The organism is Terriglobia bacterium, assembly GCA_020072565.1.
Classification (GTDB): Bacteria; Acidobacteriota; UBA6911; order UBA6911; family UBA6911; genus JAFNAG01.
Window position 1 is genome coordinate 1 of the sequence record JAIQGI010000057.1, and the last position, 19,833, is coordinate 19,833.

Genomic DNA, 19,833 nt, shown 5'->3' on the forward strand with positions numbered 1-19,833 from the left:
AACTCACAGTCCACACCGCGAGTGACGCAAAATTACATTCTGCAATCTGACATGTTCGACTGACTGGCGGATCGCTGCATAAGGCAGCTCCAGGGCGACAATATGCCTTCAAACCGCAATTCTCGGACGGACTCCTAGGCGTTTTCGGGATATCGAATACGGCGGTGCTTATCGTGACATCTGGATTCCTCTACCCATGTTTAAGCGCGCTCTCCATCTTGAAAACGAGCCGATGTATTCCGATCTTTTCGAACAGCGGAACAAACGATTCCTTAACGTTATCGGACGGCTCAAACCCGGCGTTTCGCTGAAACGGGCGCAGGCGCGGATGAATGTCGTCTCCAACCAGCTCAGCAAAGCCTATCCCGATTCGAGAAGGTCCTGGGGAGCGCACGCGGATGGCTCTCTAACCGAGGATGGATGGACAATCCAGCTGCATCCACTTGCCGGCCCTCGTCGGATGAACGAAAACACGATTTTTTCCATAAATATTCTGTTGGTCGCGGCAGGTTGCATCCTCCTGATATGCTGCGCAAACGTCAGCAGCCTCTTGCTGGCCAGGAATTCTGCGCGCCAGCGCGAAATCGCCACCCGTCTTGCAGTTGGCGCAAGCCGTTTCCGGGTGGCCCGACAACTCCTTACGGAATCGTTGGTTCTCTCGACCATTTCGTTGGCGGCGAGTTTTGCCGTATGGAGGGCAACCCTGCAGTGTCTGCCGGCTTTGGAGAGCTCTCTTGGCCAGGGTCCCATGGACGCATTGCGCGATCTCGAACTTGTTTTCGAGCCGAGGATTTTTGCCATTGCCGTTTCGATCGCAATTTTTGCAAACCTGATATTTGCGCTCGCGCCCGCCTTGTTGGGCTCCCGGCTTGAGATTACCGCAACACTCAGGGAGCAAGGCTTTTTGCGCGGAGGCGCTGGACCGCGCTGGCGCCGGATTCTGGTGGTGGCTCAGGTAATGCTTTCCTTTATTTTGCTCATCGGCGCAGGATTGTTTATCAAGGTTCTCGCGCGTTTCGGAACGGCCGATCCTGGATTTAATACCAACGTGCTGGTTGTACATCCCGGCGCTCCCGGTTACGGATTTAATAATAAAAAGAATGTCGGCTATCGCCAGAGAGTGATCGAGCGGATCAGCGCGCTGCCTGGCGTGCTTGCAGCAAGCTGGGCTTCGGATGCGCCGCCGGAAATGGGCTACGGAGGCTACCAGATGGTTCGTACAGAGCAATCGATCGCCGCAAACGGCGCCCATCGCTGGATTGACAGCAACGCCATTTCCCCAGGGTATTTTAAAACCCTCCAGATCCCAATGGTTCAAGGGCGCGATTTCACCGACTACGACGACCGCACTGCTTCAGCCGGCACTGTGATTATCAATGAAACGATGGCTCGCCAGTTCTGGCCCGGCCTCAATCCCTTGGGCAAACGGCTCCAGGTTGGCAAAAGCCTCAATGACGTGCGTAAAAATCCTGAACAAATCTATGAGGTCGTGGGGGTGGTCAAGGATGCTGGATACTCCAGGGTTTGGAACGGCCCAAAGCCGTATGTCTATTTTACACCGGCCCAGCTCGGCTATAGTGAGGGTGGCGCCAGCAAACTGCATGTGAGAATTGAAGGCAATGCAAACTCGATGATCAATCAGATTCGCAAGGTCTTTGAAAGCTTTGGCCCCGAAGCCAAGGTGCGAGGGGTTCGACCGCTGTCGGCGGAAATGCGATTGGCGCTTTCACGAGAACGCTCAACCGCATTTATTCTCTCGTGTTTCGGCGGTCTGGCTCTGCTGCTGGCCAGCGTGGGATTGTACGGAGTCATTTCCTATTCGGTCGCACGACGTAGTCGTGAGTTTGGAATTCGTCTGGCGCTGGGAGCGCCGCAATCCAACATAATGAAGATTGTCTTTCGCGAAGGAATAGCTTCGGTCCTTGTTGGCTTGGCAATTGGCCTCCCTTGCGCCATAGCTTCAGCCCGTCTGCTCGTCAATCGGCTGCATGGAGTGAGTCCTTTGGATCCAATCTCCTACGCGGCCATTTCGATGCTCTGGATTTGCGTAGCGATCCTGGCCGTCCTGGTCCCTGCAAGAAAAGCGATTGCCGATCCCATGACCGCCCTTCGCATCGAATGAGCTTGGCCGCGGAAATTGGCGTCCGAGCATGCTCGAAGCCCTGAGTCTCGTCAATTGCTGATACCGAGGGCGGGCAACCAAATCAGAATGAAGGATTTATGGTTCGCCCTGTGCGTGATACCTCAATGTGAAACCCTCAAGGCTGCTGATCGGAAAAATAAAACGCGACCGAAATCGAACCCACGTCGATCACGCCTCGCCATGCCTTCCCTCTGCTGGTCCGTGTCCTTTCGGCAAGGCTGCCTGACTCGATGTGAGGGGCTTTGATATCGTCCGGCTGTCGGCGCAGAGAGCGCCTGGAGGCAGCCAATGATATCATCAGAAAAATCCCCATCTTCTTCCCGCAACGGTCAACTCGCAAGGCTTCGACAGCGTCTTGAAGTTTGGCGCAACTCCCAAAAGCCACGAACTCGACTTCCCCGTCGACTATGGAATGCAGCGGCTCGGCGTGCTGCGCACCATCTTCCGAAAAGCGCAAGTTAGCGGGAGACGATATCGCTTTCGCCAGCAATTTGCGTGGTTTCACGCCCAACCTCTCAGCCTAATGCCGGAATTGACCGGCGGCGCCCATGATAGGACGACCAAGACGGTACAAGGGCGCCGTCCGGTCCAATTCCTTGTTGGGCGGTCTCCTCGTTCGCCAGCGAGATGGTTAGAGCCTGTCTCCGGACATTCTGTCAGCTATGTCCGCGGCCAGTCTGCAGGTACCTCAGGTACATGACCTCCCGAATGAGCAGGGCTGCTGTTCCAAGGGCAAATAGACCAAATCCGGCCATCATCCCTCCGAGGGGAAACATAGCCAGGGTCCCGATTGTGCCTCCAACCAAAGACCACAGGTACGCCCCGCAAAAACCACTTTGGCGACGCCGCGTGAGGCGCTCGGCGACAAGCATGCCGAGGCCGAAACCGGCGGCCGTCACGACAGGAGCGGTGAGCGTGACTGCGAATGAAGGTGGCACCGGCGGACGCGGCATGCGGACCAGGACGGCGACAAGCCAGACTGCGAAAGCAATGATTCCGCCCAGTAGTGAGCCCAGCAGCCGAAGACACGCGCCCCACATCGCCGACCCGCCGCACCGCCACCAGTCTGCCTTCGAGTCACCCATCTGCCACTCTCGTCCGCCTAACGCTCAGCATCAGCGGCGGCGCGCAGCGACGTGCCGCATGCGGTAGTTAGGCTTGCGGCTTCACGGGCCGTCACGAGCCTACAACTGCCAGAGCCCGTGGTGGATGCCGCCCAGGATGTAGATGGCAAACGTGCCGTGGCCAGGGATCTCCATCGGCGGATGGGCGACTTCGCCGCCGGCCTCCACCGCCGCGGCAACGGCCGCTTCGATGTCGTCCACCAGCCAGTAGGGCCGCACCACCGGCTCCTCTGACTCGTGCAAAGGCGCCCGCACCCCCACCAGCCCGCCTCCCGGCAGCGCGGCCGTCCGTGCGTTGCCGAGTCCGGCATCCGGCTCGCCGAACTGCACGCCGTTCGCTACGGCGTACGCGGCGCACACCGCGTCGACCTCCTTAGTCACGATTTCGAGGTAGTGGATCTGCATGACTCATTCATCTCCAGTTGTCGATGACGCCCACGATCAGCCTAACGTCCGACATCAGCCGCGGTGCGCCTTTTGCGCCGGCGGCTGAATGCCATAATTAGGCACCCTTTTTATCAGGTTTCGATATCGTCAATCCTAAGGCCTTGGCCTGCCCTGATACTTCGACGCGCAGCTTCGATTCGTTCTAGAAACCGGGGATCATGCTCAAGCCGGTAATCAAACCAGTCGTCTTCCGACGCGAAGCCGATCAAAATGCCGGCCGGCCGACCATGCCTCGTAATCACTACCTCTTCCTTCTCTGCGTGCCTCAGAAACTTAGAGAGATCGTCTTTAACTTCAGAGAGCGCAGCTTTTTTCATATAGATTCACCTGCCTTTCTCAGCCAACACCTTAGATGAACAAGACGAGAATGCGTTTTCCATCGACCTTTGAAGCATCATCAGCACCCAACCCCTCTCGCATCTTCGTTTGTCCGCCCAACGTTAGCATCAGCGGCGCGCCGCTGACTATTGGCTTTAGGCATTCTATCCATAACGCGTCCGCTGCATGCGGTTGTTAGGCCGTCGCTCTGCCAAGCGCACACTCCTCAATCGTCCAGGTCCTATTCCCATCGTATCCGATGATGTCGAGCTTCTCGACCCGAGCATGTATTTCGAACCCCTTGCTATTGAGATCGTCTACGATGGCCTTGCACTCGGCTATGCGCGGAGTGCTCGCTACACCGATGTGTGGAATGAAGGGCAAATCGAGCCGCAATTCAGCCCGAAGCGGTCCCGTGTAGAGCGCGTCGTGCAGCCTCACAACGTCACTGAAGCCTTCGTCCGGAACCAAGAAGGCGTGTGCATGATCCATGAAACTCGGATCACCCAAAATCGCGCAGCGAAGCACGACGTCAAAGGGACTGATCCGCTTCGCGACTTCGGCGACGTGTGCGATGAACTCCGACTTCTCGACATTTTCAGTCGGAAAGACCAAAGTGAAATGAGGTCGTACGACGTCGAAGAAGAGCGCGTCGTGCTCCCGCCGAATGGACTGAATCCACTCGTAGTCCCCAGAGCTAATCGTGGGGTAGTTCACCGCGCATATAGCCATGATGTCATCCCTGTAGCCTGCGTGAGGCCTAACGCTTGGCATCAGCCGCGGCGCAGTTTTTTGCGCCAGCGGTTGAATGCCGATGTTAGACTGCATTTGACTGGTCTATTTGCTCCTGGAAGATAACTTTCTTTGGCGATCGGCGATCTTACTCAAAGCGCGCAACGCTTCGTTCACAGTCTTTGAATCAGGGAATAGTTCTGCCACATCCGGATCCAGAATGATGATATTTGTGCCCTCCGCAAACCGCTTCGCGTATTTTCCGCGCTCGCCATCTGAAAAGTCGTATTCAGCGAGCATCTCAGCTTTTCTGGGAGTGCTTTTACCTCTTTTCATAATCCCCACCCTCATAAGCCTTCCTCTCTTTTGCGGTAGCCTCGCGTGCACCGATGATTCGAATTGCAGCTGCCCGATCGACATGGACCACAACGACGAGTCGGCCTCGGTTCGAGAAACCGAGCAGCACGCACCTTTGCTCTCGAACAGAGTGCAACTCGTCCGCGATCGTGAGCGATAAAGCGTCGCCGAACACCGACATCGCCTCCTCGAATGATACACGGTGCTTCTCAAGGTTTAATTCCGCTTTTTTGTGGTCCCATTCGAATCGGAGTGGCCTCCATTGGCTCCATTGTCCAATTTTGCGGTCTAACGTCGATGCTCAGCGGCGCGGCTTTTTCGCGGCCGCTGGAGCGCCTTGTTAGACCTCTAATAAATACAGGCATCAAGAATGGAGAGGACCTCCTCAAGCACGGCTTCGGAGGCGCTTCCAATTCTGTGGGCCTTGCGTGCGCGATAATCAATCGACTTGACCTGCTCCACCATCACAAATCCGGTGACTTCTGGGTGATTATCAATAGCGACATGGAAGGGGAATCTCCGATCTTTGTTGGTGAGAGGGCAAACGATAGCAAGACCCGTATGCGCATTAAACTGAGTGTTGCTCACGACCAGTGCAGGTCGCCGGCCCCTCTGCTCGTGGCCAGACTGGGGGTCAAAAGTCACGGCGATAAAGTCGCCTTTTTTCGGGACGTAAGGCCGCATTTACCAAACCTCTCTGCCAATCGGGTTGCCCCAGTCGACTTCACCAGCCTCATAGTCTTTGGGAATACGTGACACCAGCTCTTGCAGGCTCCGTTTGCCGCGGACGCGCTTTATCGGAGTAATAATAATCGTGCCGTCCCGTACAGTTATGTCGACGTCATCGCCAACTGAAATGTGTGCGTCCTCAAGCACCTGCTTGGCCAGGCGGAGACCCTGACTGTTCCCCCATTTTTGTACCCTCGTGACCATCTCTACACCCCTCCAGGATATACAATGTATAGCCTCGGAAAGGTTCCCCTGTCAAGTTCGCTCGCAGCGCGTGTGAGGCCTAACGACAGCGGCTCACCCGCGGCCGCTGACAGTCCAGCAGCGGCCGTCGGGTGCAGCCGCCAGCTAGGCCCTCACTGCCGCGAGCACGAGATCTGTTGCCCTTCGGTGATTCGTTTGTCGACCCAGTCGGCTTCCGGAACGATCGCCCAGTTTCTCTCGAAAGGGTTGATGCGGTAGACATGCCAGGTTGCCCGGTAGCTGTCCGGGTGCCAGATCCCCACGAACAGGATTTCATTGGTCGATTGCAGCCAGCAGCTGCTATCACCGATCAGGAACCCAGGGGGTGTTAGCAGAGTACGCTTGAGCGTTGGGTGTTCAACGACGAACAAACCGTGGGGCCCGTCATGGTCAAAACCAGGATATCCGCGGACGATATCGTTGGCGAGCGAGAAGCGACCGTCCGCAGAAGCCGCGGGTGGCGGCACACCCGGCGGGAGGTCACCGACCCGCGAGTACTCGAAGGTCGGGTATGAGAATCTGCCGATGGTCCACCGCGCATTCTCTTTGGGATAGAACACGTGGAAGTACAGAAAGGCGCTATTTGCCGACCACACCGCGCCGTACTGCTCGGAACCTCCTGGAACTTCGGTCGAAAACGACGACCGCCCCGTCGTCATGTCGACAACTCGGATTCGGCGACCCTCCTCACTTCCTGTCTTCACGAGCGCGGTGTAGGCGAGTAGTCGGCCGTCGGGCGAAAGTGCCGGGTCTGTTCCCTTGGCAACAAAGCGCCACTCGCCCGCCAGTTCTGAGAAGAAGATGCCGAACCCATCTGGCATGCTCCGCATGATGGCAAGGCGCATATTTTCTGCTCCCCGAGTTGCGACGGGCCGCGACGAGCAGGCCGCGCATGCCAACAATGCCACAGTACCAATGATCTTCATTTGTGTAGGCCTAACGTATGAGCTCAGCGGCGGCGCGATTGTTGCGCCGGCCGCTGGAGCGAATCGTTAGACGTCCGTTCCCTCCACCGGTTCTGTGGGCAACTGCGCTCCATGCCAACACGCGACCACCCAAATGGTTTTGCCCTTAGGCCGGTAAAAGAACCGGTATGGTGCAACAATTACCTCGCGAAAGGGAAGATCGGGAAACTCTGGAATAAGTCGACCCGACTCCGGATACTTTGTGAGGCGTCGGAGTATCTGCGCTGCCCTATTCCGAAACTTGACGGCGGCCTGCGGATTATCCTGATGGATATAGGACACCGCCTTAAGAAACCGGATGCGTCCGGAGGGCGTAAACTGAAGCTTCACTTTGGGCCACCGGAGAGAAGAGCGTCTGCCTCGGTAAGCACCGCGTCCAGTTCGAATCCCTTGCCGGCCGCGATCTCTTTCTCGCCTTGTGCGATGAGACGCAAAAGTTGGCGCTCGTGCTCACTGCGCTCGTAAGCCTCCATGCTCAGAAGAATCGCCGCCGCCCTTCCTCGCTGGGTGATTACGACGGGTTGCTTCGATGACTTGGCGCGCTTCAGCGCTGCGGCGGCATTCTTACGAAGGTCTGTAATTGGAATGATATCGGGCACCTTTGCCATAAACGTTACCTCCAAAAGTACGTTTAACGATATCTCTAATACCCCTAAACTGTCAACTGGCGTGATCCCTTCGGACGCCTAACGACGAAGCTCAGCCGCACCGGGCGAGGAGCGAAGCGACGAGAACGGTGACGGCTGCAGCGACCTGTTAGGCGCCAGCTGCACTGTTTGCTTGTACCTCGATGCTACTGTCCGGCAGGTGGTTGCCAAAGCTCCACCTTGTTCCCTTCTGGATCTATGACCCATCCGAACTTTCCATACTCTGAGTCGTCTGCCTTCTCAAGGACATGGCAGCCTTCGTTCCGGAGCGCATCCAGCAACGCTGCCAAATCCGCCACCCGATAGTTGATCATGAAGGGGGCCTTGCTGGGCGCAAAGTTGTCTCCGCTGGGCCCGCCGATGGACCATACGGTGGTGCCCGTAGTGGGGCGCACTGCTTCGTCTGCCCACTTGAACGCAGTACCACCCCATTCTTGGACGTCTATGCCCAGGTGCTTCTTGTACCAGGCCCTCAGCGCGACGGGGTCCTTAGCCAAGAAGAAGATGCCGCCGATGTCTGTAACTCTTTTCATTTCTCCCCCAATCTTGATGCACCAAACGAACCAGCTCTTCTGGCGCCTAACGACAGCGCTCAGCGGCGGGGGGCGCGACGGCGGGTACTCGGCCTTTCCGCGACCTTCCCCGCGCCACCCGCCCGCTGGAGCGCATAGTTGGACTCTCTTCTGCGTCCCTGCTGCTTCCCCACGTCAGGGAGTTGTCTCAAGTAGTCGGGGGCGAAATCCGCTCCGTTCGGCCAGACTACCGTGCCCGCGACTGGATCAAGGGTGACCCGAGAAAAGAACTCCGGATCTCGGAGAGGCTGAAACACCGACCCTGTGAGCACAGGAAGCAGGTCGACCCGGCGCTCGGCGCCATCGTTGAAACGCAGGAGCAGTTCGTGAGAGCCCACTAAGCGGGCGGCCTCAACTCTCAGCACTGGAGCGCTCATAATACCTCCTTACTTCAGCGGCGGGATCGGCCGCAGCGACTCATCCGTCTGTGCGCCCGTCCAGGCCGCGAGCAATTCCCTCTCGTTCATTCTAGCCCACTCCCGAACCAGTGCGAGGGCGCGTGTTGGGAGGCTGCTCCGCAATAGCCGGCGAGACCGGATTGCGACCTCGGCTTCGTCGGAACCGTAAATGGCGTGGAAGTGAGGTGGCGCGTGGTCGCGGTAGTACATATAGATAGCGATACCATAGAAGTACGAGAGTCTCGGCATTCCTTCCTCATCTCCGGAGTTCAACATTTGAGCTCAGCGGCGGCGCGCAAGCGCCGTCCGCTGCAGCGAATAGTTAGCCAGCCGCATTATAAATATCAATCCATTCATTGGCCGTGGCATATGCTTCTTTTAGTAGATCTGGAAGCTGTTGAGCTAGCTCATCAATTGGTACCGCCTTAAGCAGCGTTTTGTGCTTCCAATAATCGGCTCGACTGCGATGATCGGCAGCCGAAATCCACAGTGTGTAAGTAGACTGCTTTTCCGACTCCAAAAAGACCTGAATAAGGATATTCGGGCGGTCTCCCCATCGGAATGAGCGGTCCGGCCAGTTTCTTTCGTTTTTTCTCAGAACCAGCCGCTTATCCCTTGCGAACCTTTCAAGCATGCCGTCGAGCTTCCTTAACGGATGCTCAATACGATCCCATTCTTCTTGTCTGCCATGAAACCCATTCGGCATTCTTGTTCCTCGCTGGCTAACGTTCGGGTTCAGCCGCGTTGCGGAGCGTAGCGGAGCAACGTCGGCTGCAACCCGTTGTTAGGCGGTGATGCGATTCGCTGCATAGATACAAAAATTTAAGCTCCAAGCAATCCTGTCTTCACTTCACTGGCACGCCTGTAATCAGCAATAATAACGCCGAGTGGCGAAACTTTGCTGCCAGTTAATTTGAACGCTGCCGGACTCGTTCCATCGGCAAACAAGCGCTTTCCCGACCCAAGTGTTATTGGAAAAATTTTGAGCCAAAATTCATCAACCAAGTCATGCTTCAAGAGGGTCTGAACAAAATTGCCACTGCCATAAACCTGTAAATCAGGACCGTCTTGTTCTTTGAGTTTCTTTACCTTTGAAACCACGTCGCCCTTTAGAAGAACCGAATTTTTCCATTCAAGCTTCATTTCCTCGTGCGAGACGACATATTTTTTCGCTTCATTGACACCAGGCCACCCAGCACTGTGGTGCGGCCAGTATGACGCAAAGATTTCAAAAGTAGTTCTGCCCAACAATAACTCAAAGGCCTTGCTCATCTGCTCTCCCATCACTTTGCTCGTAAAGTCGTCAAAGTGCGGAGCAGTCCAACCGCCGTACTTAAAACCGCCGGAAATATCCTCCTTGGGCCCGCCCGGCGCTTGGATGACTCCGTCGAGGCTAACAAATTCAAGGACGATGATTTTTCGCATGGCTATTCTCCTTTATGTGTATTGCTTTTTTCATTCCGCAATGCCGCCTAACGCTCCGGCTAAGCTGCGGCGCACGAATACCGACTCCCAGCCGCCTCCGGCTTCCTGCGCGCCGTCAGCTTAAGCCGGTTGTTGGGCGGCCCCCACCGGTCAGGACACAACCTGTCGGTTCGTGAACCATTGCGCCTCGAGTACGTGAAGGATACGGCCGTCACGCATGCCGGCGACTCTGAACCCGTTACGAATGGCCACCAGGCGGGATGGCGCATTGTCCGGGTCGGTGAGTACCTCCACCCGGCGAAAACCAAAGTCCCCGAATGCCACCTGGCACGCCAGCGCGACGGCGCGTGACGCAATGCCACGGTTACGATGTACCGGATACGTCCAGTAAGAGAGATTCGCTGCCTCATCCGCCCGAGGCCGCAGCTCGCAGCCGCTGAGAAGCGTGTCGGTGACTGCATCTCTGACCGCAAAGGAAAACCGCTTACCCTCGATTCGTTCTTCCGCCCATCGAGCGATGGCCTCCAGCGAATGCTGGATTGACGGCACGAAGTCGTCGGGAAACTCAAACCACCGTCGATGCTCGCGGTCACGGTCGCCGTCACACAACACGGGAGCATCACTGGGAACAAAAGCCGTGAGAGTGACTAGGCCATCGGTCGGTGGCGGAGTCCCAATTCGCATACCTGGGTCCCCCATTACTTGTCCGCCCAGCGCTCGATTCGAGGCCAACTCAGAACAAAGGCGCGGCCCCGGTCCGCTGCACGCCGTAGTTAGGCAACTGGCCTGCCCCTCGAGCCTCACCTGTTCGCCCGTAAGGACACGCCGAATCGTGCCTTCGAGTCCCCGCAGCCGATCGTGAACCCAAACATCAGGAAGAACGACGCCCCCACCCATGCCCCCCGAGATACCAGAACCCACCGGCTGACGTTCGTAATACACACGCGCAGCGTCTGGGTCTTTCCATTGGCGCGCGTCAAGATCGAGAACGAGTTGCCGGAGCACTGCTTCCGAACACTGGACGTAGGATGCCCGGGCGACGAGGTAGATCTGTCCGCCCCAATCGCCCTCGAAGACAACGACACCATCTCCGTCCGATTTGGCTTCGGCGAGCGACAAGAACGCCTTGTAGGCGGTTCCTCCAGCGTCCGCGATCATTCTTCTCACACCGCTCTCATGTTCGGGCAACCGCCCGGAAACGAGGGATTTCTTGTCCTCTGGCATCATCTCTCTCCAGTAGCCTAACGTTTGAGCTCAGCGGCGGCGCGGAGTTTGCGCCGACCGCTGGAGCGAATAGTTGGCATATACATTTCCTTCCTCGGTGCATCGCACAGCATCTACAACCTCAATGCGGAAGCAGCGAAAGGATGCGCCCATGCCGAACCCTGACTGAAACTCGACAACCAACCATGGCGTCATACTCTCGCCACTAGTAAGCTTGCCACGGTCCTGAATAGTGATCGAAAGCTCGAGAATCCTATTCTGGTGGTTAAAACCCGCCATCTTGAACTCATTTACATCGTGAAAACGCAAAGTGGTAAGAACATCATGACCGGCGTGAGTAGCGCCCGGCTGTGTTGCTTCCAAGACCTTGACCTTAATGGTAAGCACCGGGAAAACATTCCTGTCATCCCAATCGCCCGGTTTGACGTCGCCACGCCACAAGTGTTGATCGACAACTTCCGCATCGTGGAAGGATGGCCAACCGCCAGACAAAGCCGTCAGCTTCTGGCTATTTTGAATGAGTGATTCGACGCTGGTCATGTTCTGTGTATGCCTAACGCTTGAGCTCAGCGGCGGCGCGCGCAGCGGACCGTCCGCTGGAGCGAATAGTTAGACGGGTCTTGTAACCTGAAACGTTACATGTTACAATTTTCGCCGTGGCGATTCTCAAATTCCGGCACAAGGGGTTGGAACGTTTTTTCCTGAACGGCACAACTGCCGGAATAAATGCAAAGCACGCCGGTCGGCTTCGACTCATCCTTGGTCGGCTGAACGTGGCGATCGAACCAAGAGACATGGCGCTGCCAGGATTGGAGCTGCACCCCCTGAGAGGCGACCGGAAGGGCAGTTGGGCTGTCAGGGTGAGTGGAAACTGGCGCGTAACTTTCATATTTTCCGGCTCCGACGTCAAGGAGGTTGACTATGAAGACTACCACTAGATCCACCCTTAAAATGCAAAACCCTCCTCATCCCGGGGAAATCCTGCGAGAACTTTGCCTTCAACCCCTGGGCCTTAGCGTGACGGAGGCGGCCCAAGCACTTGGTGTGAGTCGCAAGACCCTGTCAAGCATTTTGAACGGCCGTTCCGGAATTAGCCCTGAAATGGCTGTCCGGCTGTCAATTGCCTTCGACACGACTTCCGAGAGTTGGCTGCAACAGCAACTTCAGTACGACCTAGCCCAAGCCGAACTAAAAAGGCACTCTCTTCAGGTAAAGAAACTGGCGGCTGCATGACTTGGTATCCGTCTAACGTTAGCGCTCAGCGGCGGCCGCCGCATAGCCAGGCGCAACCTGCTAACCTCGAGTGCCGCAGGAACCGCAAGGCCGCGGCCGTCCGCTGCAGCGCTTTGTCAGATGCTGGCCTCTTTCGAATCAGCACCAATCGTTTGCGCCAATCGGCGAGCTTGGCACCATCGTGGTTCCAAGCTGGCATCTCGGGCCAGCTTGCCATACTCAGGCTCCACGACAATCTCGGCCCTGGCACCATCATACGTCACGGCACAGAGCTTGCTCCAGCGCCATCTCTGAGATATGGCGCCGAGCGAAGATATCCAGCCCGCGAAGAACAATACTAATCAGGGGAACAGAACCTTGGGCCTCAGTTCCTTGAAGCCTCGTTTTGCCTTTCATCCATCTAACGCTTGAGCTCAGCGGCGGCGCGCTTTTTTCGCCGACCGCTGGAGCGAATAGTTAGACGACCGATCCTTTATGAGTTCAGTCTGCCGCTGTCCAAGTCCTTGCGATACGATGGAAACCACCAAGGTATTGAGAGACACTCCTTCAATTTTTGCTCGGGCGATAAGTTGAGCATGCAGTGAACGAGGGACACGCTGAACGAAACGTCCGCTTACACCAGAAAAAGGGATTGGTATCTCATCCCCGAACTCGCGCGCAACTCCAAGCCATGATTCAAGTGCGTCGCGACCATTGTTGATAGCTTCCTCCGGAGTGGCTCCGTCAGAACGACAACCCGGAAGATCGGGAAATGTGATGGAATATCCGCCTCCTTCGTCTTTGGAAAGAGGACGTATCTCAAACGGATAATCAATTCGAGATGTTTTCATTCTGAAACTCCATATTCGATCAAGCGAACGAATTTCTTTATATAAACGGGCTTGATTGGGCGATGTGCCGGCACGCTCAACATCGCACCGTTGGTGTGGCGAAAGATGACATGGCTGCCGCCCGGGTGGCGGAATGCTACATTATGGGCCTCCGCTACTGATTTGAGACTGTCGATTCGCCAATCTCGTGGATTGGCCTTCATCTTTTTGAGGATCTTCTCAGCCTGTGTCACAGTAACTATGATACTACCGGTGACACTATGTTGCAAGAGTAAATTTTGTCGTCTAACGTTTGAGCTAAGCCGCGCCGCGGAGCGGCGGCGGCTTCAGCGAATTGTTAGCGCTCATGCGCGCAAGCCCAATCATACATATGTGATAGTGACGACCATGCTGGCAACAAGCCAAACAGCGCAAGTGATATCATCTTGCATTATAACGACTGACGGAGGCCTGTGCGTATGCATGATGGGCCCTCTAATCGCAGTAGATTGTTATGGCGAAACGACTTATTGCCGCAGAATTTTCTCCATTGGTTTGCCTTTTGCGAGCTCATCAATCAGCTTGTCTAAATAGCGTATCTTTTGCATCAGCGGATCTTCAATTTCTTCCACGCGAACACCGCACACTACGCCTTTGATAAGCGAACTATTTGGATGAATGGCTGGTGCTTGAGCAAAAAAAGTTTCAAAATCGTTCTCTCGTTTGATTTGCTGCTGTAATTCCGCTTGGTTATATCCAGTCAACCAGCAGATGATTTGGTCAACATCTTCTTTCGTACGATTTTTTCGTTCCGCTTTTTGAACATATAGCGGATAAACCGCTGCAAATTTTGTCGCGAAAATTCGGTGTTTAGGCATCGTCGTTCCTCAAGTGGGCAGAAGCCGGATATGCATGCTGTTTTCAGAGCGCTAACGTTTGGCATCAGCCGCGGCGCGTCTTTTGCGCCGCCGGCTGCATGCCATAGTTAGCTGGTTTTTGTGCGCCGCTTGGCTAGTTCCAGGCGATGTATGTCAGACTTCTCCATTTGTTCCGGGTACTGAAGCGAGTCGAGGAGCGAAACAACACCAGGCCAATCTTCCGCTTGGAATCTCTGCCTCGCCTCCTCTCGCTTTCGAACGTCACCAACATAGCGCGCCATGCTGGCATGGTTCTCCAACTCTAATTGCCCACGCTCCGCTTTCGCTCCACGAATGATGATACTTCCATCGCCGAATAAAAAATCCTGCGCGAATTGCCCGATATCATGCGCAAGATGCCGAAAACCATCGAGAGGTGCGTCGGAGAAGCCTGGATATGCGGCTTGGCTACTAACGCCTAGCTCTCTCATGTAACCTTCGTGCGACACGCGTTCGGCTCCTATGTGATATGTAACGAATTCCAAGGAGTATCGAAAATGAAGCTCCAACCGTCAATGCCTATAGACAAACTCGCCCCATGCAAATACTCCGCCAGAACCGCGGCCCGCTTCGCGGAATTTGAAGCGGAATTTGTGGGGAGCTAGTACTGGTTCGAGAATTGATGCACCTTCTATCAGGAGGTCACGTGGATTCATATTTTATCCAGCTTACGTCTTGGCGTTAACCCGCGGGCCGAAGGCCCGTCGGGTTCAACGCCTTGTTAGCCAGCAATCCCGTCACCACCATGGCTCTGAGTTGAGGATGTTGTGCAGGTCTCCGTTCAACTTGATCCTGCCATCGCGAGCGACATGCCAGAGCTCGAACTCTACAGGTGGCTGGGCTGGGTCCACCCGCCGAGCGCCGTCCAGGATCGCGAATACACCGAAGACTGCAGCGTGTGCTGCCTCGAGAAGAGCGTGCTGGACCATCTCGCGATCAGACGCCGGGAGAGCACGATACCAATTGCCCAAGGCAACGAGTTCCGGTGCAGGCCTCCGACCCGGCGGATCGTTCATGTTCGCGATGGTACCGTCCGCGGCGGAACGCATCGCAGATACGCGTATGGCAGCTACGAACCCTTCTGCATCCATTGCAACCCCTCGCCCGTCTGGCTAACGCGCAGCATCAGCCGTGGCGCGTGTTTTGCGCCGGCGGCTGGATGCTCTTGTTAGCCTGTGTATGTTTCCAATGCTTCTGCCACAGCTTCAGGATTTTCGGCCGCTACTTTGAGCAAAGCCCTCGCCGGCCCCTCGGGCACCCTACGTCCCTGCTCCCAATTCCGGAGCGTTGCAACGCTCACGCCGATCATGAGAGCAAATGCGAATTGCGATTTGCCGAGTTTCGATCGTATCGACTTGATTTCGGTCGGCCTGAATGAGTAGACCCGGCTTGCTCTCATCTGGCCGCGGCGAATCTTCCCGGCTTGGCGAACACTTTTTACCAGATTTTTGAAATCGTGCTCTTTCACTTAAACTCCTTGTTGACAATCTTACCAAGAATTCGTATCTGTTCTGGGGTCAAATCCCCCTGTTCCGTCTTGCGGTAAACGAACAGCATATAGAAAGTCTCTGTGTGCCTGTCCCAGTAATAGATCACCCGTGCACTCCCCCGCTTGCCTCGGCCTGGCAGCGGGCATCGTAGCTTTCTAAGCCCGCCACTGCCCCGAATGAGAGTGCCTTGCTCCGGGCGCAAGACCAGCGCCAGTTGGAGAGTCCTATAATGATCGTCGTCGAGTATCGACGTTACGCTTCTCGTGAACACTGGCGTCTCAACAAAGCGCATTTGTTATTGTACGCCAATGGCGTACACCTGCCAAGGGAAATGATGTAACATCCAGGATTTCAGATCAGGCTAACGCTTTGCCGCTCAACCGCGAGCGGCAGTCACGACCCGTCGCATTAGTTTGACCTTTCGGTGCCGCTCGCCGGTTGCAGCGGCGTGTTAGGCAGATCCGCGCTTCGATGCCGAAGCAGGATCAAGGTCCCCATACCTGACATGCGATAAGCAACACTACAGGAAGTAGCTCCAGAACCGTCACTGAAGGGGAAAGGGAATGGAAGGTACCCGTTTCATCCACTACTCCTGAGACGGCCGCGGGTGCAATTATTCCTGTCAGTCCATGGTGAGAAATAAACGATACTGAACCGAATCCCATGGTCAGGGCGGAGCCTGCACAGAACATCATGCCCAGAAACCGAACCAAGAAGCTAAGAGCAGGTGGGCGGATTCGTCCAGCGCCTGAAACGCCGACCAAAGGTAATAGAGCCACGATTTGGCACGCTACAAGGACTAACAAGCCTACACGGAATAGTGCTCCAAACACCTTGGAAAAATCCAAAATAATAACGCCCAAATATCCAGCTGCCAACAAGGAGGCAATTGATCCTACAACACTTATTTTTATTCTCATTGATGCACGCTTCTGCCTAACGTTTGAGCTCAGCGGCGGCGCGCCTTTTGCGCCGTCCGCTGAAGCGAATAGTTAGGCATACACCTTTCCTTCCTCGGTACATCGCGCAGCATCTACAACTTCAATTCGGAAACAGCGAAATGATGCACTTATGCCGAACGCTTGCTGAAACTGGACAGCCAAAAAGGGCGGCAAGCTCTCGCCGCTCTCAAACTTCCCGCGGTCCTGAACTCTGATGGAAAGGCCGAAAATCCTATTTTGATGGTTAAAACCCGCCATCCTGAAATCACCTACGTCATGAAAACGCAAAGTGGCAAAAACATCATGACCCGCGCCAGTAGCCCCCGGCTGCGTCGCTTCCAAGACACGCACCTTTACGGTGAGCACCGGGAAAATATTCCTATCATCCCAATCACCCGGTTTGACATCACCACGCCAGAAGTGAAGATCGACAACTTCTGCGTCGTGGAATGATGGCCAGGCGCCAAACAAAGCTGTCAACTTCTGGCTATCTTGAATGAGTGATTCGATACTGGTCATATACTTTGTATGCCTAACTATAATTAGGCGGCATCAAGAATTACTCTCTTCGCCCTTGCGCACTCCTCGGGCGCTCCTCAATAGGTCGAGGCGTGCCTTGTTCTCGTACGGTGCTATGAAGCGAGCACGGCCTTCCGCTGGGATTGGACACGGGTGCTTTGCCGCCAGCGTCTCGTAGACCACGACTCGGTCACCAAGCTTGTTGCAGATGTATTCAGGGCATTCAGAACAGTTGCCTATGCCTCTTTGGATCACGCATGGCCGCACCGGGCAGGCATTGTCAATCAGGCGAGGATTGTCGGCCATGCATCCGTCGCAGAGGATTTGCTCGGCCGGTATCCGGAACCCGAAGTACTTGTGCCAGCCGTCGCTAAGGACCTGCTGATTGGCAGGGTTCGCTTCGACGTTGGGCCGGTAGGCGAGGCACAGATCGCACCGATAGCCACATCGGCTGAGAATTTGCTCCATGCTTCCCTCCATCTCCAAGAGTTCGCCTAACGCTTGAGCTCAGCGGCGGCGCGCTTTTTGCGCCGGCCGCTGAAGCGAATAGTTAGGGTCAGTCTGTACGGAATCCGATCCGTTGTGTCTTCGGCGGCAGCTTTGGATCCATCAGTTGCTTGATCGCTTCGATCAAGACCATTATCTGCTCGTCATGGTTGCCAAACTTTCTCTCCAGTTCGGCGATCTTTCTCGCAAGTTCTTTGTATCCGGAGATCATTTCTCGAAGCCGGACAAAGGCTCTGACGATGAATACGCTGACTTCGATCGCCTTGGCCGAATTCAGCACACTCGCTACCATGATTGCACCGTGTTCTGTGAAGGCGCAAGGATTGACCGGCGAAAACTTCAGGTTCTGAAGGTGGTCACAGTTTGTTACCACCTCCTGCTTCTCCTTCTTGGTGAGGCGGAACATAAAATCGGGAGGGAAGCGGTCAGCATTTCGGCGAATGGCTTGATTGAGGGCTTTGGTGGTAACAGAGTAAGCTTCTGCAAGATCGCTATCTATGATCACCTTCTCCCCGCGAATCAGCAGGATTCGTTGCTGGATCTTGCCGATTTTGACCAACGCTTGCGCTTTCGACATTCTGTCTCCCTAAGCACCACCGAAGTGGTCGCAGATTGTGACCACCTTGTCAATCCTTCTTCGGACCATAACGTTGGCGCTCAGCGGCGGCCGGCGAAAGCCGAGATGCAGCCGGTGAACCGCGGCGGTTACCGGGGACCCAGATTCCCGGCCGTCCGCTGGAGCGCTTTGTTAGATGCTGCTCTTTTTCGGAGCAGCATCAGTCGTTCATTGCGATCGACAACACCGGCACCCTCGTCGATTTACGCTGGCGTCTCGGGCCAGCTTGCCAATCTCTGGCTCCAAGAAAATCTGAGCAGTGGCACCATTATACTTCACTGCACACAGCTGGCCCGAGCGCCATCTCTGAGGTATGGCACGCAGCGAAGATATCCAACCCCACCAGGGACGCCATTAAGCAGGGGAACGCTGCCTTGGCCCTCAGTTTCTTGAAGCCGCTTTCAGCTTTTCAAGCATCTAACGTTGAAGTTGAGCCGCAGACCGAAGCATGCCGAGGGCTGTCGGCTCGAACGACAGGTTAGGCGTCGGCGTTTGGTTTTCAGGCATGGAGCTCACTGCCCCGGAGGTGGCTGCCAAAGTTCGACCTTGTTCCCCTCAGGATCCATGACCCAACCGAACTTTCCGTACTCGGAGTCGTCCGTCTTGTCCAGGACATTGCATCCTTCGTCCCGAAGCGACTGAAGCACAGCGTCCAAGTCTTCGACGCGATAGTTGACCATGAAGGTCGACTTGCTTGGTGCGAAGTGCTCACCATCGGCGGCACCGATGGACCACACGGTCGTTCCCTTTGTCGGATTGCCCGCTGCATCGGTCCAGGTGAACGCGGTGCCTCCCCATTCCTGGACGTCAATGCCCAGGTGCTGCTTGTACCAAGCTCGCAGTTCGACAGGGTCGTTCGCGTTGAAGAAGATTCCTCCGATACCTGTGACTCTCTTCATTTGAGCCTCCTAAGTGCGGTCAAGTTAAAGCGTACTGCGTTTGCGACGCCTAACGTTTGAGCTTAGCGGCGGCGCGCTCTTTGCGCCGGCCGCTGGAGCGAATAGTTAGCCAGCCTCAGTCTTCCGTGCGCGCACAGGCCACCGGAGCAGCATGCTCTGGAGTGCCGCTGCCGCCGAAGAGAAATCATTTAGCTGAAATGGAAACGACAGCGCGAATCCCTCACCGTACCTTTGGTCCTCAGTCGCCCAAGGAGGAGAAGATTCCTGGGAGAAGGAAACCAAGAGAACGTCGCCGTCTCGCCTTTCAACGAGTTCGAAACGAAGATTCGGCTCAGTGAATCCAAGCTCTCGCTCAGGCCCACCGACCGGAACGTCGCGTAACCAGGTAGCAAGGGTTTGGACCTCGAAAGTACAGAGGCAGGGGTCGTTGAAGCTCCAGCGGCCTTGAGCACACGACACTTCTCCCGAGATGATCAACCATTCGGAATCCCATTCGTCGTCCTTGATCTCCGGGAATTGATACCCGAGCACCTCGAGTCGGAGTTCCTCCCCTTCGTTGCCAATTAGTCGCATTATCA

General features: G+C 55.7%; 34 protein-coding genes. 3 read left to right on the forward strand and 31 right to left on the reverse strand.

The window, feature by feature from the left end:
- The first annotated feature begins 196 nt into the window (after positions 1-196).
- Entirely contained in the window at positions 197-2,122 is a 1,926-nt protein-coding gene (locus LAP85_24855) for an ABC transporter permease (protein ID MBZ5499642.1), read from the forward strand.
- Positions 2,123-2,258: 136 nt separating this feature from the next.
- Here LAP85_24855 and LAP85_24860 read toward each other — a convergent pair whose 3' ends face one another.
- The 19 genes from LAP85_24860 to LAP85_24950 all read right to left on the reverse strand — a co-directional run bounded on the left by LAP85_24860 (position 2,259) and on the right by LAP85_24950 (position 11,864).
- Positions 2,259-2,648 carry a hypothetical protein gene (locus tag LAP85_24860; GenBank protein MBZ5499643.1) on the reverse strand — a complete coding sequence of 130 codons (390 nt, stop codon included), beginning with the start codon at positions 2,646-2,648 and terminating at the stop codon, positions 2,259-2,261.
- Between the two features lie 151 nt (positions 2,649-2,799).
- Positions 2,800-3,228 (reverse strand): hypothetical protein, encoded by a 429-nt coding sequence (locus LAP85_24865; protein ID MBZ5499644.1) that lies wholly within the window; start codon positions 3,226-3,228, stop codon positions 2,800-2,802.
- A 99-nt stretch (positions 3,229-3,327) separates the two neighbouring features.
- Positions 3,328-3,672, reverse strand: a complete 345-nt coding sequence (locus tag LAP85_24870) for a hydroxylase (protein MBZ5499645.1) — start codon at positions 3,670-3,672, stop codon at positions 3,328-3,330.
- Positions 3,673-3,785: 113 nt separating this feature from the next.
- Positions 3,786-4,031 (reverse strand): type II toxin-antitoxin system Phd/YefM family antitoxin, encoded by a 246-nt coding sequence (locus LAP85_24875; protein ID MBZ5499646.1) that lies wholly within the window; start codon positions 4,029-4,031, stop codon positions 3,786-3,788.
- A gap of 196 nt (positions 4,032-4,227) precedes the next feature.
- Positions 4,228-4,764, reverse strand: coding sequence for a 2'-5' RNA ligase family protein (locus LAP85_24880; GenBank protein ID MBZ5499647.1), 537 nt, complete (start codon positions 4,762-4,764; stop codon positions 4,228-4,230).
- A gap of 105 nt (positions 4,765-4,869) precedes the next feature.
- Positions 4,870-5,100, reverse strand: a complete 231-nt coding sequence (locus tag LAP85_24885) for a hypothetical protein (GenBank protein ID MBZ5499648.1) — start codon at positions 5,098-5,100, stop codon at positions 4,870-4,872.
- Positions 5,087-5,401 carry a BrnT family toxin gene (locus LAP85_24890; protein MBZ5499649.1) on the reverse strand — a complete coding sequence of 105 codons (315 nt, stop codon included), beginning with the start codon at positions 5,399-5,401 and terminating at the stop codon, positions 5,087-5,089. The genes LAP85_24885 and LAP85_24890 overlap by 14 nt, the downstream gene beginning before the upstream one ends.
- Positions 5,402-5,469: 68 nt before the next feature.
- Entirely contained in the window at positions 5,470-5,805 is a 336-nt protein-coding gene (locus LAP85_24895; protein MBZ5499650.1) for a type II toxin-antitoxin system PemK/MazF family toxin, read from the reverse strand.
- On the reverse strand, positions 5,806-6,054 hold the full coding sequence (locus tag LAP85_24900) for an AbrB/MazE/SpoVT family DNA-binding domain-containing protein (protein ID MBZ5499651.1): 249 nt from the start codon (positions 6,052-6,054) through the stop codon (positions 5,806-5,808). It abuts the gene before it with no gap.
- Positions 6,055-6,206: 152 nt separating this feature from the next.
- Entirely contained in the window at positions 6,207-6,938 is a 732-nt protein-coding gene (locus tag LAP85_24905; protein ID MBZ5499652.1) for a hypothetical protein, read from the reverse strand.
- 147 nt (positions 6,939-7,085) lie between these two features.
- Positions 7,086-7,388 (reverse strand): type II toxin-antitoxin system RelE/ParE family toxin, encoded by a 303-nt coding sequence (locus LAP85_24910; GenBank protein MBZ5499653.1) that lies wholly within the window; start codon positions 7,386-7,388, stop codon positions 7,086-7,088.
- Positions 7,385-7,666 (reverse strand): type II toxin-antitoxin system Phd/YefM family antitoxin, encoded by a 282-nt coding sequence (locus tag LAP85_24915; GenBank protein MBZ5499654.1) that lies wholly within the window; start codon positions 7,664-7,666, stop codon positions 7,385-7,387. The genes LAP85_24910 and LAP85_24915 overlap by 4 nt, the downstream gene beginning before the upstream one ends.
- Positions 7,667-7,851: 185 nt before the next feature.
- Positions 7,852-8,238, reverse strand: a complete 387-nt coding sequence (locus LAP85_24920; protein ID MBZ5499655.1) for a VOC family protein — start codon at positions 8,236-8,238, stop codon at positions 7,852-7,854.
- Positions 8,239-8,297: 59 nt separating this feature from the next.
- Complete coding sequence (locus LAP85_24925; protein MBZ5499656.1) at positions 8,298-8,654, reverse strand: DUF2442 domain-containing protein; 357 nt, start codon at positions 8,652-8,654, stop codon at positions 8,298-8,300.
- Between the two features lie 9 nt (positions 8,655-8,663).
- Positions 8,664-8,924, reverse strand: coding sequence for a DUF4160 domain-containing protein (locus LAP85_24930; protein MBZ5499657.1), 261 nt, complete (start codon positions 8,922-8,924; stop codon positions 8,664-8,666).
- A gap of 73 nt (positions 8,925-8,997) precedes the next feature.
- On the reverse strand, positions 8,998-9,381 hold the full coding sequence (locus LAP85_24935; GenBank protein ID MBZ5499658.1) for a hypothetical protein: 384 nt from the start codon (positions 9,379-9,381) through the stop codon (positions 8,998-9,000).
- A 116-nt stretch (positions 9,382-9,497) separates the two neighbouring features.
- Positions 9,498-10,100: a dihydrofolate reductase family protein gene (locus LAP85_24940; protein MBZ5499659.1), complete on the reverse strand. Its 603-nt coding sequence runs from the start codon at positions 10,098-10,100 to the stop codon at positions 9,498-9,500.
- A gap of 150 nt (positions 10,101-10,250) precedes the next feature.
- Entirely contained in the window at positions 10,251-11,267 is a 1,017-nt protein-coding gene (locus LAP85_24945) for a GNAT family N-acetyltransferase (GenBank protein MBZ5499660.1), read from the reverse strand.
- Between the two features lie 87 nt (positions 11,268-11,354).
- Positions 11,355-11,864 (reverse strand): immunity 50 family protein, encoded by a 510-nt coding sequence (locus tag LAP85_24950; GenBank protein ID MBZ5499661.1) that lies wholly within the window; start codon positions 11,862-11,864, stop codon positions 11,355-11,357.
- Positions 11,865-11,980: 116 nt separating this feature from the next.
- Between LAP85_24950 and LAP85_24955 the strand changes: the two genes are divergently transcribed.
- Complete coding sequence (locus tag LAP85_24955) at positions 11,981-12,262, forward strand: type II toxin-antitoxin system RelE/ParE family toxin (protein ID MBZ5499662.1); 282 nt, start codon at positions 11,981-11,983, stop codon at positions 12,260-12,262.
- Positions 12,246-12,557 (forward strand): HigA family addiction module antidote protein, encoded by a 312-nt coding sequence (locus LAP85_24960; protein MBZ5499663.1) that lies wholly within the window; start codon positions 12,246-12,248, stop codon positions 12,555-12,557. The genes LAP85_24955 and LAP85_24960 overlap by 17 nt, the downstream gene beginning before the upstream one ends.
- 413 nt (positions 12,558-12,970) lie before the next feature.
- Here LAP85_24960 and LAP85_24965 read toward each other — a convergent pair whose 3' ends face one another.
- The 12 genes from LAP85_24965 to LAP85_25020 all read right to left on the reverse strand — a co-directional run bounded on the left by LAP85_24965 (position 12,971) and on the right by LAP85_25020 (position 19,828).
- Complete coding sequence (locus LAP85_24965; GenBank protein MBZ5499664.1) at positions 12,971-13,387, reverse strand: type II toxin-antitoxin system HicB family antitoxin; 417 nt, start codon at positions 13,385-13,387, stop codon at positions 12,971-12,973.
- 506 nt (positions 13,388-13,893) lie between these two features.
- Positions 13,894-14,244 carry a DUF2200 domain-containing protein gene (locus LAP85_24970; protein MBZ5499665.1) on the reverse strand — a complete coding sequence of 117 codons (351 nt, stop codon included), beginning with the start codon at positions 14,242-14,244 and terminating at the stop codon, positions 13,894-13,896.
- Positions 14,245-14,351: 107 nt separating this feature from the next.
- The gene (locus LAP85_24975) at positions 14,352-14,714 is read right to left on the reverse strand and encodes a hypothetical protein (protein MBZ5499666.1); all 363 of its coding nucleotides are present in this window, start codon (positions 14,712-14,714) and stop codon (positions 14,352-14,354) included.
- Between the two features lie 306 nt (positions 14,715-15,020).
- Positions 15,021-15,374, reverse strand: coding sequence for a hypothetical protein (locus tag LAP85_24980; protein ID MBZ5499667.1), 354 nt, complete (start codon positions 15,372-15,374; stop codon positions 15,021-15,023).
- A 77-nt stretch (positions 15,375-15,451) separates the two neighbouring features.
- A complete protein-coding gene (locus LAP85_24985; GenBank protein MBZ5499668.1) occupies positions 15,452-15,682 on the reverse strand; it encodes a helix-turn-helix domain-containing protein in 231 nt (76 codons plus the stop codon).
- Between the two features lie 65 nt (positions 15,683-15,747).
- On the reverse strand, positions 15,748-16,065 hold the full coding sequence (locus LAP85_24990) for a type II toxin-antitoxin system RelE/ParE family toxin (GenBank protein ID MBZ5499669.1): 318 nt from the start codon (positions 16,063-16,065) through the stop codon (positions 15,748-15,750).
- 193 nt (positions 16,066-16,258) lie between these two features.
- Positions 16,259-16,693, reverse strand: coding sequence for a hypothetical protein (locus LAP85_24995; GenBank protein MBZ5499670.1), 435 nt, complete (start codon positions 16,691-16,693; stop codon positions 16,259-16,261).
- A gap of 72 nt (positions 16,694-16,765) precedes the next feature.
- Positions 16,766-17,233, reverse strand: a complete 468-nt coding sequence (locus LAP85_25000) for an immunity 50 family protein (GenBank protein MBZ5499671.1) — start codon at positions 17,231-17,233, stop codon at positions 16,766-16,768.
- A gap of 33 nt (positions 17,234-17,266) precedes the next feature.
- A complete protein-coding gene (locus LAP85_25005; protein MBZ5499672.1) occupies positions 17,267-17,701 on the reverse strand; it encodes a DUF3795 domain-containing protein in 435 nt (144 codons plus the stop codon).
- Positions 17,702-17,789: 88 nt separating this feature from the next.
- Positions 17,790-18,317 carry an ORF6N domain-containing protein gene (locus LAP85_25010; protein ID MBZ5499673.1) on the reverse strand — a complete coding sequence of 176 codons (528 nt, stop codon included), beginning with the start codon at positions 18,315-18,317 and terminating at the stop codon, positions 17,790-17,792.
- A gap of 551 nt (positions 18,318-18,868) precedes the next feature.
- Positions 18,869-19,255 carry a VOC family protein gene (locus LAP85_25015; GenBank protein MBZ5499674.1) on the reverse strand — a complete coding sequence of 129 codons (387 nt, stop codon included), beginning with the start codon at positions 19,253-19,255 and terminating at the stop codon, positions 18,869-18,871.
- 105 nt (positions 19,256-19,360) lie between these two features.
- Complete coding sequence (locus tag LAP85_25020; protein ID MBZ5499675.1) at positions 19,361-19,828, reverse strand: hypothetical protein; 468 nt, start codon at positions 19,826-19,828, stop codon at positions 19,361-19,363.
- Between the last annotated feature and the right edge of the window lie 5 nt (positions 19,829-19,833).